The organism is Paenibacillus sp. S-12, from assembly GCF_030363895.1.
GTDB classification, from domain to species: Bacteria; Bacillota; Bacilli; order Paenibacillales; family Paenibacillaceae; genus Paenibacillus_B; species Paenibacillus_B alvei.
This window is the reverse complement of record NZ_JASIUF010000017.1, coordinates 60,389-74,340: the sequence shown is the minus strand read 5'-3', so window position 1 is coordinate 74,340 and position 13,952 is coordinate 60,389. Positions and strand designations below refer to the sequence as shown.

Annotated in this window: 14 protein-coding genes; 10 read left to right on the top strand and 4 right to left on the bottom strand. The window is 46.9% G+C overall.

Annotation, left to right across the window (positions count from 1 at the left end; genetic code table 11):
- Window positions 1-67: 67 nt before the first annotated feature.
- Together NO352_RS17030 and NO352_RS17025 are read right to left on the bottom strand one after the other, a co-directional pair.
- On the bottom strand, window positions 68-883 hold the full coding sequence (locus tag NO352_RS17030) for a DUF3298 and DUF4163 domain-containing protein (protein WP_262866647.1): 816 nt from the start codon (window positions 881-883) through the stop codon (window positions 68-70).
- Between the two features lie 275 nt (window positions 884-1,158).
- Window positions 1,159-1,314, bottom strand: coding sequence for a DUF1540 domain-containing protein (locus NO352_RS17025; protein ID WP_005548696.1), 156 nt, complete (start codon window positions 1,312-1,314; stop codon window positions 1,159-1,161).
- 150 nt (window positions 1,315-1,464) lie between these two features.
- Here NO352_RS17025 and NO352_RS17020 point away from each other — a divergent pair, with 150 nt between their 5' ends.
- Together NO352_RS17020 and NO352_RS17015 are read left to right on the top strand one after the other, a co-directional pair.
- On the top strand, window positions 1,465-2,529 hold the full coding sequence (locus NO352_RS17020; protein ID WP_289356220.1) for a nucleoid-associated protein: 1,065 nt from the start codon (window positions 1,465-1,467) through the stop codon (window positions 2,527-2,529).
- 343 nt (window positions 2,530-2,872) lie between these two features.
- Window positions 2,873-3,196: a hypothetical protein gene (locus tag NO352_RS17015; RefSeq protein WP_040736124.1), complete on the top strand. Its 324-nt coding sequence runs from the start codon at window positions 2,873-2,875 to the stop codon at window positions 3,194-3,196.
- 100 nt (window positions 3,197-3,296) lie between these two features.
- On the opposite strand, the gene NO352_RS17010 is transcribed toward NO352_RS17015, so the two are convergent.
- On the bottom strand, window positions 3,297-3,734 hold the full coding sequence (locus NO352_RS17010) for a GNAT family N-acetyltransferase (RefSeq protein WP_289356219.1): 438 nt from the start codon (window positions 3,732-3,734) through the stop codon (window positions 3,297-3,299).
- A gap of 320 nt (window positions 3,735-4,054) precedes the next feature.
- On the opposite strand from NO352_RS17010, the gene NO352_RS17005 reads away from it, so the two are divergent.
- The 7 genes from NO352_RS17005 (at window position 4,055) to selD (ending at window position 12,895) form a co-directional block, all read left to right on the top strand.
- On the top strand, window positions 4,055-4,243 hold the full coding sequence (locus tag NO352_RS17005) for a hypothetical protein (protein ID WP_268598773.1): 189 nt from the start codon (window positions 4,055-4,057) through the stop codon (window positions 4,241-4,243).
- 83 nt (window positions 4,244-4,326) lie between these two features.
- Window positions 4,327-5,823 (top strand): ADP-ribosylglycohydrolase family protein, encoded by a 1,497-nt coding sequence (locus tag NO352_RS17000; RefSeq protein WP_289356218.1) that lies wholly within the window; start codon window positions 4,327-4,329, stop codon window positions 5,821-5,823.
- Window positions 5,824-6,504: 681 nt separating this feature from the next.
- On the top strand, window positions 6,505-8,250 hold the full coding sequence (gene ilvB / locus NO352_RS16995; protein ID WP_268620796.1) for a biosynthetic-type acetolactate synthase large subunit: 1,746 nt from the start codon (window positions 6,505-6,507) through the stop codon (window positions 8,248-8,250).
- A complete protein-coding gene (gene ilvN / locus NO352_RS16990; RefSeq protein WP_268598771.1) occupies window positions 8,247-8,747 on the top strand; it encodes an acetolactate synthase small subunit in 501 nt (166 codons plus the stop codon). Before ilvB ends, ilvN begins: the two co-directional genes overlap by 4 nt.
- Window positions 8,748-8,931: 184 nt before the next feature.
- Window positions 8,932-9,924 (top strand): ketol-acid reductoisomerase, encoded by a 993-nt coding sequence (gene ilvC, locus NO352_RS16985; protein ID WP_005548686.1) that lies wholly within the window; start codon window positions 8,932-8,934, stop codon window positions 9,922-9,924.
- A 139-nt stretch (window positions 9,925-10,063) separates the two neighbouring features.
- A complete protein-coding gene (locus NO352_RS16980; RefSeq protein ID WP_289356217.1) occupies window positions 10,064-11,614 on the top strand; it encodes a 2-isopropylmalate synthase in 1,551 nt (516 codons plus the stop codon).
- Window positions 11,615-11,827: 213 nt separating this feature from the next.
- Window positions 11,828-12,895 (top strand): selenide, water dikinase SelD, encoded by a 1,068-nt coding sequence (gene selD, locus NO352_RS16975; RefSeq protein ID WP_289356216.1) that lies wholly within the window; start codon window positions 11,828-11,830, stop codon window positions 12,893-12,895.
- A gap of 103 nt (window positions 12,896-12,998) precedes the next feature.
- Here selD and ytxJ read toward each other — a convergent pair whose 3' ends face one another.
- Window positions 12,999-13,373: a bacillithiol system redox-active protein YtxJ gene (ytxJ, locus tag NO352_RS16970; protein ID WP_005548683.1), complete on the bottom strand. Its 375-nt coding sequence runs from the start codon at window positions 13,371-13,373 to the stop codon at window positions 12,999-13,001.
- 155 nt (window positions 13,374-13,528) lie between these two features.
- Between ytxJ and NO352_RS16965 the strand changes: the two genes are divergently transcribed.
- Complete coding sequence (locus NO352_RS16965; RefSeq protein WP_005548682.1) at window positions 13,529-13,876, top strand: DUF1360 domain-containing protein; 348 nt, start codon at window positions 13,529-13,531, stop codon at window positions 13,874-13,876.
- Window positions 13,877-13,952: the final 76 nt, after the last annotated feature.

Sequence of the window (13,952 nt, the reverse complement as noted above, 5' to 3'; positions counted from 1 at the left end):
AGGGTTTGCCAGTCCATATCATTTGCGGTTAGTTGATTGTAAGCTAAGCTTATTGTGCTTTAGTGAATTAGCCTTTCAGAGCTTGCTTGAATGTATCAGACAGCTTCGATTGGATGGAAGCAAGCTGAATTTTAAAGTTTTGCGATCCAGCTGCTCCAGGAGCAATTTCATAACGGTCAAATGTCAACACCAGGTAGCCGTTGGATACATAGAAGCTTTGCGTGTCTTTTATTTTCTCGAAGTTGAAATCTTGTTTGTTTTTTTTCAATGCAATTTGATTGCGTACGACGTTCCCTAGCAATGCTTTGTAATCAGTATCCTTGTTGAACAAGTCACTCAGTTGCAATGCATGTGCATCATCTTCATTTAGGAAGGTATAGGTATCTGTACGGCTTTCGCCATTTGCTTCAGCACTTGTGATTTTATACGTATCAACAATCAGAGATAGTACATTACCATTTTTAACGAAGCGGAAGTCAGAGTTCAGCGTTGCTGGTTCGAAGGTAACTTTTTGTTTTTTCGCAACTTGTTCTGCCTTTTTAGAAGCTTCATACACTTCTGCTTTTTCTTTCATCGCATGGCGCATTAAAATATCATTCAGTTGTTCTTCGTATTTGCTGTCTTTCAAGCCGATAATGACAGGTACATTCAAATTAACATGAACAAATCTATTTGTAGCTTTGATCGGCTGCTTGGTTGCCTTAAGACCAATTTCAACTTTGTTAGTCATAGATTTATTGTTCAACAGTGTTGTTTGTGTCGTTGTTGTAGGCTTTGTTTCTTTTCCTGCTGCCAGGGCAGGTGCTGCATATGCTGCTGCGCCCATGTTGGCGATCATTGTGCAGGAAAGTGCAAGTGTGACAACTGTTTTTTTCGTATTCATCGATGTTTCAATCCCTTCGTGTGTGCGTCGTGATGACTTCCTCTATAGTATAGAACTTTGCGAGATTAAAGAGATTACAGCAGAATAACAATAACGAGTGGAAAAGAAACAATGTTTTCATTGAAAGCGTCTTATGTATGACGATGTATTCATCATTGGAAAAATGCTGAAGAGGTATAAGAGCGGATGTATAAATGTATCCATTGTTGAGAATAATTATCAATGTGAGTGAGTCGGGAGTAAACAAGGGCGGCGTGACGGCCGCCCCATAATCGTTACAGCTTAGGTTCGAATGTTTTGCAATCTGTGTCGCCAGAATCACCAGCTTGCTTGCCGCGGTTGTTCACCACATAAATGGAAGTCGCTGCGCATTTATTGCCTGCTGCCCAATACTTGCAGGAGTTCACTTCGCAAAGTACGTCTTTCGCCATCGTTATTCACCTCCTCTCCTTACTAACTTCGCCAGCCGCCCCCTCTTTTTATACATCTAGGAGGAGTTTCTATCATTTTGTAGTTTCCGAACCCTACCTTTTTTCGTTACAATAGAGGAATGTGACTTCGAGAAGAGGAGTGGGAATTGCATGATCGATCTGTCCAAAGCGGACATTCACCAAATGGTCATTCATAAGGTGGGCAACCAATCCAAGGATGAAGGAGTTCGTGTATCGAACGAGCTCTACCATATTCCGAATGACGATGTGCGCGAGACGCTGCTTAAATATTTTATCTCCAGCTTCAAATTTGACATACATTACACTTTTCAGCATGAAGCGGAGCTACCCCTGAATGAAATGTACACGTATGCGAGCCGCATATTCCAGCAGGCCAACGCGTTCCATGAACAGTCCGTGCATATGCTGAATCATTTGTATGAGCAATCATCACATCCTCAAATTAAAGCGGGTGAACTGTATGTTGTACACCTGAACAATATTTTGTACAACAACTTCAGCATTGATGCAATCGGGATATTCAAGTCGGAAAATAAAGACGTATATATGCGAATTGATGAGCTGTCATCTGATGATTTAGGACTACAGGTAGAGCAGGGAATTAATATCCGCAAGCTCGACAAGGGCTGCATAATCTTAAATGTGCATGCAGACTCCGGTTACGTGTTGGGTGTGGTTGATACGTCAGCGAGTAAAGGTGGAGAGGCCGCTCAATATTGGATGGAGGATTTCCTCAATGTAAAGCTGCTGGAGGATGAGCATTATTTAACGGATAAAGCCATTGATATGTGCACGCAGTTTTATGAGGATGTTATCGTTCCAGCTGCTGAAGAGCGTCCTGAGAAGAAGGACAAGCTAATGTTCATTAACAGCACGATGGAATACTTTGCAAAGCATGAACAGTTCGAGGAAGAGGCATTTGCGGAAGAAGTCATCGGACAGCCAGAGCTCGTGCCGCTGTTCAAAGCGTATAAGGAAACATTTGAGGAAGCCAACGAGCTTCCGCCGATTACAGAAATTCCAATTTCACAGCCGGCATTGAAAAAGGCCAAACGCTCTCATAAGAACAATATTCGTACAGACACGGGCATCGATATGAAGCTTAAGCCAGAGAGCTTTCCTTTCATTGAAAAGGGCTATGATGAAGAGCGTGGCATGCACTATTACAAAGTGTTCTTTAACGAAGAAGAATAAGTGAGTCGATCCCATACAACTTGAGTTTAATATTAATCCATACCAGGAATGGTATGGATTTTTGTTTGATTAAATGGGCATTCATGGAATCAGGACAAAAAGCCGCAAATTTATGGAGATTATTACGCTCTATCGAAGCCTGTACAACATATTATTGATTCCAATGTAAGTTCCAAGTAGTAGCATGCAAGCTTCTGTTTATAAAACCTTTTTCTGCCGCAAGATAGCAGCATGGGAGATTTCGTTATAAACATCGACACAGATTCATAGATGCAAGGCCGATATCCAAGCAGTATGCGCTTGGCGGGCATACCATGTAAGGTACACCGGTGAAGGAGGGATTATGATGCATGGTGTGACGAAGGCACAGGTGAAGAGCTTGATTGGCAAGCAAATCTATGCGCAGCATAAGAACGGAACGGTCGTTAGCGGCAAGCTGATTGAAGTGAAGGGGCGGCGGCTTGTACTGGAGCAAGATAAAGGAAAAAAGGTCAAGACCAAGGCGATTATTCCGCTCGTATTGTTTGATTTGCTGGCAATAGGCACAGCACCCTTTGCATATGGCTATGGAGGCGGATATCCGTATGGAGGCGGATACGGATATTACGGGTACGGAGGACCAGGGCCATATGGAGGATATTACGGAGGATATGGTTATTATAGATAAATGCGGACATATTAAAGAGCTGCAAAAGGAGAGCGTAGTAACCTGCTAAGCGGAGAAGAGTAGACAGCGAGCCCGGGGAATGCCCCGGGCTGCTCGCATGTTACAGTTTTTTCCCCATTTCATGGCATACGACGGCAGGAACAAAGCGAATGAACCGATATCCGCTGCGTTCATAAAAACGCTCTGCTCGAACATTGCCATAATCAACCATAATACGTACCTGAGTACAGCGCTTGTTTCGCCCATATTGTTCGGCTTTTTTGAGTAGTTGTCTCCCAAATCCTCGATGCTGTGAGGTCTGCGCAACAGCAAGCATATCAATAATAAGTGTGTCTTCTCGTACATATACATGGACGAATCCAACAGTGCGGTTCACGCGATTAACAGCAACATACGTAGGCCCTTCGCTCAAGCGCTCAGGGATTTCCTTGATTAGCTGTTCACGACTTGCAATCAAGTGGGAGTGGGGCAGCAATTCCCGCTTCACAAGCTGAAGGATTGCTTCATCATCAGTAGCAGGCCGTCGAAGTCGAATCATAATAGTTCCCTCTGTTCCAATTGTTTTTATATTTTATGACGTTTGTGATCCAGCGGTGATCATCGGATCATTTTTCCTCACATTTCGAAAAAAAGCCGGCTCCTGTGAACAATAGTCAAAGTGCTTCCGAGAATTAAAGAATATAATGGGAATAACCTTTAGGGTGGTTACATCCAATAATCATAAAAATACTGGATGATCGTTCTATTACATGGTCTACTGGTTGCTCGTCACAGCTTGCTCGGGTTCCAGCGGGAGTTCAGCTCTGGCACCACAGGAACAGTCAAAAACGGAGGCGCCAAAAGAAGAACCTAAAAAAGATGAGCCTAAAGAGGAGTCCAAACCGGAAAAAAGAACTGCCTGCTTTCGATATCATCAACGATCCGTCCTATGTATCACAGCTCATCAACGCGGGAGCGCTGCTTGTCTTGATGCCGATGATCACTTTGTATCTATTTGCGCAGAAGTATTTCGTGGAGAGTGTCGAGCCAACGAGATTAGTAGGCTAGCAACAGATAATAGTCCGAATATGCAGATGTTTTATGAGCACACACATTATTATCATTCCGAGATATGGAAATGGGGCGTTTTAATGAGAAACGGAATTATGGATCTTGATGCAATCAAGCGGGAATGGGCACACGGCGGCTGGAGTGAACTTTTGCAGGCGGAATGGAAGCAAATGATCGAGGAAGGGAAGGATGCAGAAGGAATTGCTGAGGCCTTGGACGATTGGCTGCGCCATCATTCGGATAATGAGGAAGCTGCAGCACAGTTATATTTGGAAATGTGCAATCGGGGTTTTCGCAGTGACTTTCCTTTTACAGAGCCCTCAGATTTGGAAGGCATTCGGCAGCGGAGACCTGCTGAAGCTTCCTTCCTATCGAAAGAGGAGCTCCTGCTCATGCGTGAATCTGCGTTGCGAGATGATGCCTTCTGGCATGATCGTTTTCACGGCGCATGGGTGGGACGTGCAATTGGTTGTGCGCTTGGCAAACCGTTTGAAGTGCCTCCATTTATCGACGGAGCGGGTGGTGTTCCGGGCTGGCAGTGGGTTCGAACTTGGCTTCAAGAAGCCGAAGCTTGGCCATTTCGGAGTTATGTGCCTGGAAAGTCGCGCGCGGCATCATTCGAGTTTCGTCCAAATGAGAAGCTGAGAATCTTTTTTCCAGACAGCCAGCTCGAGCAGATTCGCTTCATGGAAACGGATGATGATATGCGGTATGCCGTTCTTGGACTGCTATTGATGGAGCGGCATGGGTTGGAGCTGAAGACGGAACATGTTGGAACGATTTGGCTTGAGCGCCTGAGCCTAAAGCAAGTATTTACTGCCGAATGCATGGCCTATGTGAATTTGGAGCAGGAGCTGGCTGCCGTGCGGGATTGCAACAAGTCAGCTTCCGGGGATAAACGGGAAGTTGACTGGGAACGAGTACGGATGCACCTGAATCCATACCGTGAATGGATAGGCGCTCAAATTCGTGCAGATGCATACGGCTACTCTGCTCCTGGAAGACCAGAATTAGCAGCAGAGCTCGCATGGCGGGACGCCTCGTTATCACATGTGAAGAATGGAATTTATGGGGCGATGTTCGTTGCAGCGATGATTGCTGTGGCCTTCTATGAACCGGATCCTGAACGCATCGTTCGGGCGGGGCTTGCGCAGATTCCAGCTACATCACGCCTTGCCTCTGATATCACTCAAGCGATAGAGATTGGTCGAACAGCGAAGAGCGAAGAAGAGGTGGCAGAGCGGATTTGGAATGCGTTCAGTCATTATTCATGGGTACACACCAATAATAATGCCGCGCTCGTTGCAGCTTCGCTGATTTTTTCCAAGGGAGATTTTGTGCGTGGTGTAACAACGTCCGTGCTGGGTGGATTCGATACGGATTGCAATGGAGCGACAGTCGGCTCTATTTTAGGAGCTTCGATGGGCCATCGACGACTTCCCGCACATTTTGTTCAGCCGCTGCATGATACGTTATTTGCAGATGTTGAAGGGTTCCATCCTATTGATTTTACTGCGTTGGCGCATCGTTCGGTTGCATTGTTCAGAGGGATTGAAACCGCTTTACTAGAAAAATGAAAAACGTATATTATTTATCTGTAAAAACAAAAAAGTTCGGATATAAACTGTCCACTGAGCGGAAACAGGAACAATCATGCAAAAATCTGCAGTAATCCATAATGATTCACAAAACAAAAAAATAAAGAATGCCCTATTGACTCCTGGTAGGTGGAGGCATATAATGTTTCTAAACATTTGAAACATGTCACATAATACCAACGGCAATGAAGAGGACGAAGTAGTAAGGGCTCTTATGAACAGAGAGCAGTCGGAGGTTCTGCTGAAACCGATGCCTTAACCCCTTATATGCGAGCTCACCTCGGAGCTGTTCTCCTGAACAGATGATTGGACGCTAGAATTATCGTTCTATCATGCGAGTAGGGAGAATCGTAAGGCGCGCGTTAGACGCTATGAGTATTTGCTATTGCCTATGAGCATACGAATACTTGCTGAGATTTCATATCGCGAGATATGAGATGAATGCGGGTGGTACCACGGAAGCACAACCTTTCGTCCCTAATGCAGCAGCTTGCTGCGTGGGGATGGAAGGTTTTTTTGCATTTGCTGGCTCTTTTATTTCTTGATGATTCATGCAAAGAGTTAGCTGTATATGTGCCTGGCCAGGCGAAACATATCTTCACAAATGTAACCTAGAGCCCGAGTGTGGAAATGAGTAAATATGCGTAAGGAGGATGTCGAATGAGCTCACATCGTACGACAATGAGGTCTAAAGAAGATTTAAGACAGAAATGGATGCAGCCTGAAGTCATTACAGGCTCGGATATTTTGCTTCGCAGCTTGTTGTTGGAAGGTGTGGAGTGTGTGTTCGGATATCCAGGCGGCGCGGTGCTCTATATTTATGATGCTATGCACGGCTGTGAGGATTTCCACCACGTTCTGACCCGGCACGAGCAAGGAGCCATTCATGCTGCGGACGGTTACGCTCGTGCGAGCGGCAAGGTAGGCGTATGTATCGCGACATCGGGTCCAGGAGCAACGAACCTGGTCACGGGAATTGCGACCGCCTATATGGATTCTGTCCCGCTCGTTGTCATTACAGGCAACGTAGCGACGAGCTTGATTGGTACAGATGCCTTCCAGGAAGCAGATATTACAGGCATCACAATGCCGATTACAAAACATAGCTATCTGGTACGCGATGTGAAGGATTTGTCGCGTGTTATACACGAAGCGTTCCACATTGCGAACACAGGACGCAAGGGTCCGGTTCTCATCGATATTCCGAAGGATGTATCGGCGGCGAAGACGCTGTTCGAACCGGTATCGGACGTAAATATTCGCGGCTATAACCCTAACGTTATGCCGAATAAATATCAAGTTGAGAAGATGCTGAAAGCGATTGGAGAGTCGAAGTCTCCGGTTATTCTCGCAGGGGCTGGAGTCATTCATTCTAATGCGCATGAAGAACTGTATGAATTCGTAAGTAAAACGCAAATTCCAGTTACGACGACGCTGCTCGGACTAGGCGGCTTCCCAAGCGGCCATGATCTGTGGATGGGCATGCCGGGGATGCACGGCACTTACACCGCGAACAATGCCATTCAGCAGGCGGATTTGCTAATCAATATAGGTGCTCGCTTCGATGACCGAGTTACCATGAAACTCGAAGGTTTCGCGCCCCATGCGAAAATTGTCCATATCGATATTGACCCGGCAGAGATCGGCAAAAATGTCCCGACTGACATTCCGATTGTAGGCGACATCCGTACGACGCTGGAGTTAGCGAACAAGACAGCATCACGTGCAGACCAAGCGGATGAGTGGCGTGCCCGCATTATGCAGATGAAGGCGGATATGCCGCTGCGCTTTATTGATTCTGATGAAGAACTGAAGCCGCAATGGGTTATTCAATTGATTAATGATACGACCAAAGGGGAGGCCATTGTCACGACGGATGTCGGTCAGCATCAAATGTGGTCAGCGCAATATTACCGCTTCAATCATCCGCGCTCCTGGATTACATCCGGCGGACTTGGAACAATGGGCTTCGGCTTCCCTTCCGCGATTGGCGCTCAGATGGCCTTCCCGGATCGGACGGTGGTTTCCATCAATGGCGATGGCGGCATGCAAATGTGTGCGCAGGAACTTGCGATCTGTGCGATTAACAATATTCCGGTTAAGGTAGCCATTATTAATAATCGCGTACTTGGCATGGTTCGCCAGTGGCAGGAAATTATCTATGACAATCGATACAGCCATATAGACTTGGCTGGAAGCCCTGACTTCGTGAAGCTTGCGGAGGCTTATGGAGTAAGAGGCTTCCGTGCGACGAATAAGGAGGAAGCAGAACGGGCATGGCAGGAGGCGTTGAATACGCCGGGGCCAGCAGTTGTTGAATTCGTTGTTCGCAAGTATGAGAATGTGTACCCGATGGTTACGCAGGGCTGCACGATTGACCAAATGATAATGGGGGATTGTGAATGATGAACATAACCAAACATACTATAGCCGTCATCGTGAACGATCAGCCAGGTGTTCTGCAGCGTGTTTCCGGTCTATTTGGTCGCAGAGGATTCAACATTGAAAGCATTACCGTAGGTGCTTCTGAGGAGCAAGGTCTCTCCCGCATGGTCATTGTGACCACAGGAGATGATCAGATGCTGGAGCAGATTGAGAAGCAACTGTATAAGATTGTTGACGTGATCAAGGTAATTAACTTGAGCTCTCAGCCGATGGTTGCTCGTGAGCTTGCACTCATTAAGGTGAAGGCTGAACCGCATGTGCGTCCAGAGATTCTTGGCGTCGTAGAAACGTTCCGAGCATCTATCGTCGACATTGGTCCAAGTACGCTGATGGTGCAGGTTGTAGGAGAATCGCAGAAGATCGAGGCAATGATTCAATTGCTGGAGCCATACGGAATTCGTGAGATTAGCCGTACGGGCGTTACGGCCTTGATTCGCGGACAAGTGACAGATAAGTAAGCAGCAAGTTGGACTTATTTCATAATTGTATGCCATAGAATAAAACTCCGAATGAGGGGGTCTCTCAGGGGACAAGTAAGAAGATGCCGGTAGAACAAGGGATTGTCTCTTGAAATACCCGCCTCATTCGGGGGAATTACTACACAAACCATTTATATAGGAAGAAAGAGGAGGACTCATACTTATGCCAGTTACTATGTACTATGAAAATGACGCGGAATTCAACGTATTGCAAGGGAAGACAATCGCCGTAATCGGTTATGGAAGCCAAGGACATGCGCAAGCGCAAAACCTGCGTGACAGCGGTCTTCAAGTCGTAATCGGCCTTCGCGAAGGTAAATCTGCGGACAAAGCGCGCCAAGACGGCTTCGAAGTATTGTCGGTTGCAGATGCTACATCCCGTGCAGATGTCGTTCAAATCCTGATGCCAGACGAAACACAAGCAGCTGTGTATAAGAATGAAATCGAGCCGAACCTGAAAAAGGGCGCAGCTCTGATGTTCTCTCACGGCTTTAACGTTCACTTTGGCCAAATCGTAGCACCGAAAGACAACGATGTATTGCTCGTTGCTCCTAAATCTCCTGGACATCTCGTGCGTCGCACATATGTAGAAGGCTTCGGCGTACCAGGGCTTATCGCAATTGAGCAAGATGCGACTGGCAATGCGAAGGCAATTGGCCTTGCGTATGCGAAGGGCATTGGCTGCACGCGTGCAGGTGTTATTGAAACTTCCTTCAAGGAAGAAACTGAAACTGACTTGTTCGGTGAGCAAGCTGTATTGTGCGGCGGTGTAAGCGCGCTGATCAAAGCAGGCTTCGAAACGTTGGTAGAAGCAGGCTACGCTCCTGAAATGGCATACTTTGAGTGCTTGCACGAGCTAAAGCTGATCGTTGACCTCATTTATGAGGGAGGTCTGGCTACAATGCGTGACTCTATCAGTAACACGGCTGAATATGGAGACTATGTAACAGGCCCTCGCATTGTAACAGAAGAGACGAAGAAAGCAATGAAGGAAGTATTGTCCGACATCCAACAAGGCAAGTTTGCTCGCGACTTTATCTTGGAAAACCAAGCGAACCGTGCGTTCCTGACAGCAACTCGCCGCAACGAAGCAAATCATCCGATCGAAGTGGTTGGCGGTCAATTGCGTGAATTGATGCACTGGATCAAGAAATAAAGAATAACAATTGAAAAGCAATTACACAACATGATGTTCAAAAAGTCCGTTCGGCAGCCTTTTCGGTGCTATCAATGGACTTTTTGAACATAGACTGATAAATATAAAGCCCTAAAGACGAAAGAAGGAGGTGCAGACGATGCGCAAAATTTATATTTTTGACACGACGCTTCGGGATGGAGAGCAGTCCCCTGGCGTGAACCTAAATACGAAGGAGAAGCTCGAAATCGCGCTTCAATTAGAGCGCTTAGGAATCGACCGTATCGAAGCGGGATTCCCTGCGGCATCTCCTGGTGACTTGGCAGCTGTGAATGCAGTGGCAAAAGCGGTGAAGCAATCGACGATTGTCGGTCTGTCCCGATCGCGTATTCCGGATATTGATGCTGCGTATGAGGCGCTGAAGGGTGCAGAGGATGCTTGCTTGCATCTCTTCCTCGCTTCCTCGCCTATTCACCGCAAGCATAAGCTGCGTATGGAGAAGGAGCAGGTGCTGGAGACGGCTGAAGCGGCGATTCGTTATGCCAAGAAGTACTTTAGCAAAATTGAATTCTCTCCAGAGGATGCGGGCCGTACGGAGCTCGATTTCTTGTGTCAAGTTACAGAGATGGCGATTAAAGCTGGGGCTACCGTTGTGAATATACCGGATACGGTTGGATATTTGACGCCGTACGAGTATGGCAATATTTTCAAGACGCTGAAGGAGAATGTATCGGGAATTGAGACGATTCAGCTAAGTGCTCATTGTCATGATGATTTGGGAATGGCGACGGCGAATGCGCTTGCTGCGATATTGAATGGTGCAGATCAGATTGAAGGCACGATCAATGGCATCGGAGAGCGTGCAGGCAATACCGCGCTTGAGGAAGTTGCATTGGCGCTTGATACGAGATCAAGCTTCTATCAGGCGAAAACTTCGCTCGTGTTGTCCGAAATTGCGCGTACGAGCCGCCTTGTCAGCAAGCTGACGGGCATGCCGATACCAGGCAATAAAGCAATTGTAGGCGCTAATGCTTTCGCGCATGAATCCGGCATTCATCAGGATGGCATGCTGAAGGAACGTTCAACGTATGAAATTATTACGCCAGAAACAATTGGTCTCAAGGAAAGCAAGCTCGTGCTTGGAAAGCATTCTGGCCGTCATGCCTTCCGCGAGAAGCTGATTGATCTTGGATATGATTTGGATGAAGAGCATCTGAACAAGGCGTTTGCCCAATTCAAGGATCTGGCTGATAAGAAGAAGGAAGTATCTGATGAGGACATTCGTGCGATGATCGAAGAGAAGCTTATCGACACGCCAGAAGTGTATTCGCTCGAAACGATATATGTCGCATACGGGAACCAAGCGATTCCGGCTGCGAAAGTGCGTATCGTTACATGGGAAGGGAATGTGCTTGAGGAAGAATCGGAGGGCAATGGTTCTGTTGATGGAATTTACAAAGCGATTGACAAGGCAACGCAGGAGAATGTCGAACTCGTAGACTATTCCATTAAATCCGTAACGCATGGTAAGGATGCGCTTGGTGAAGTTCATGTTGTGCTGGCACAGAATGATATCTCAGCCCTCGGTCGTGGTGTAAGCACTGACATTTTGGAAGCAAGCGCCCGCGCTTACGTAGATGCGCTCAACCGACTGATCGAGAAGCGCAAGCAAGGTGCAGCCAGGCGTCGAGATAAAATCGGCCTTGTATAAGTGATTAACAATCAGTAATTATAGAAGCTGCCCAGATGGCTATTAATTGGCCATAGGGGCAGCTTTTGCTTTACTGGCGAATGGTCAAGTTTGTGAAACCAGCTTGTATGCCTATATGAACGATCGCATTGTGCGGATATGTTACAATAGTAGAGGATATATGAACACGCACGAATGGAAGAAATTCGCTGAATGCGATGGGAGGATACAGGGATGGACGAACAACAATCAAAGGTGCGATTGACTACCTTGTCAAGCAAAGGAGGATGCGGCTGTAAAATAGGCCCGGCCGATCTGTCGCAGGTATTGCGCATGCTTCCGCAGGCAGAAAAGCATCCGGATTTAATTGTTGGCCTAGATACAAGCGATGATGCAGGTGTATATCGCTTAAATGACGAGATGGCATTGGTTCAAACTGTTGATTTCTTTACACCAATTGTTGACGACGCGTATTCGTTCGGTCAGGTCGCTGCTGCGAATGCTCTTAGTGACATATACGCAATGGGCGGCAAGCCGCTAACGGTACTTAATATCGTGGCTTTCCCGATATCGAAGCTGGACAAGTCCATTTTGGCGGACATCTTGCGCGGAGCTGGCGATAAAGTGAAGGAAGCAGGAGCGACGCTCGTTGGCGGCCACTCCATTGATGATGCGGAACCGAAGTTTGGCATGGCGGTAACTGGTATTATTCATCCAGAGAAGGTACTGACGAATGCGGGTGCCAAGCCAGGGGATAAGCTGGTGCTCACAAAGCCGATAGGCGTCGGAATTATGACGACATCTTTAAAGCGCGAGCTGTTGCAACCAGAAGAGGTTGAGCTTGTTACTCGTACCATGGCGACACTGAACAAAACGGCTGCTGAAGTCATGGCTGGATATGATGTTCATGCTTGTACAGATGTGACAGGGTTTGGTCTGCTTGGTCATAGTACAGAAATGGCATCTGGCAGCGAAGCAGGTCTTGTCATTTATGCGGAGCAAGTGCCGTTCTTGCCTCGTGTACGGGAATTGGCAGAAAGCGGAGCTGTACCGGGCGGGACGAAAAATAATTACAACCATGTGAAAGATAAAGTTGAGTTCGATGAACGATTGGACGAGATTGCACAGTGGATGCTGTGTGATGCCGTAACATCGGGCGGACTTCTCTTATCCGTTGCGGCTGCGGATACGGAAGCCATGATTCGCGACATGCGGGCGCGAGGCGTTGAAGCGGTGTGCATTGGTGAAGTAGTGGCCGATCATCCCGGACACATTCATGTAGAGGGCAGCTTTGTCGGCTAATTGCAGAGGCAGATAAAAACCGTCAGGAAGAGGGGATAGCATTCCTCCTTCCTGACGGTTTTTAGGTTGATCCTCCATATCGAAATCAGCCAGCACCCAGGGGTTAAATAGTAGGATGCTGCTGCAAAAAATGCTGTGCAAGCTGTGACAACTGTAAGGAGTTAATCTGCTGATGAGATGAATTCCATACAACCTTTTGTTTGTGAACGAGCAGTATCTGTGGGGATTTATGGGGAATCTCAAGAATTTTTGTGACTTTCTCCGATAACGCCTTTTCTTCTAAGACACGAACGACAGCAAAGGAGAATCGAGAAGATAAGTGTGGATATTTGGTCAAAAATTGATTCAGAGCGATATGGGCGATTCTGCTTGAGCCGCAGTTCGAACTGTACTTAAATAACCACAATGGTCGTTCATCTGACTGCTGAATCGTATGAATGAGCTGCTCCTCGGTAGCGATAATGGGAAGTGCATGCATGAATCTGAATCTACCTCCTTCTTGTTCCCGCTGCAATGGATGGGCAGCACTATGTAATGTCCAAGGCAGTGATAGGGAACGGTTCTATCCGACTCAAGAAGTCCATACAATGAAACTGATCGAAGAGCAATACGAGCGGTTAAGGAGGACTCCATATGCAGGACATCACATGGTTATCTTTTATATTGCTTATCTTGGCGAGCTATCGCCTAACCAGACTTATCGTGTTTGATGAAATAACCTCATTTATTCGTAAGCCATTTGTAGAGGAGCGGTTTCACACGGATGAAAATGGAGCTATATTCGCCGTAATTGATGAAAAAGGCGGCCGTTTCCATGCATTTATGCGCAAGCTCCTTACCTGTTATTGGTGCACAGGGGTATGGTCGGCAGCCCTTGTCACGGTCTGTTATCTCCTTATACCAACCTATGCTTTTCCCGTCATTCTTCTACTTGCGATTGCTGGTGCAGCGGGGATTGTGGAGTCATTTGTCAAAGGATAAGCTTGGCTGCATGCCTACTATAGGTGTCTATCAACGGGCTTACTGCACATTTCTTCTTCCATGAGGCAATTGTCTC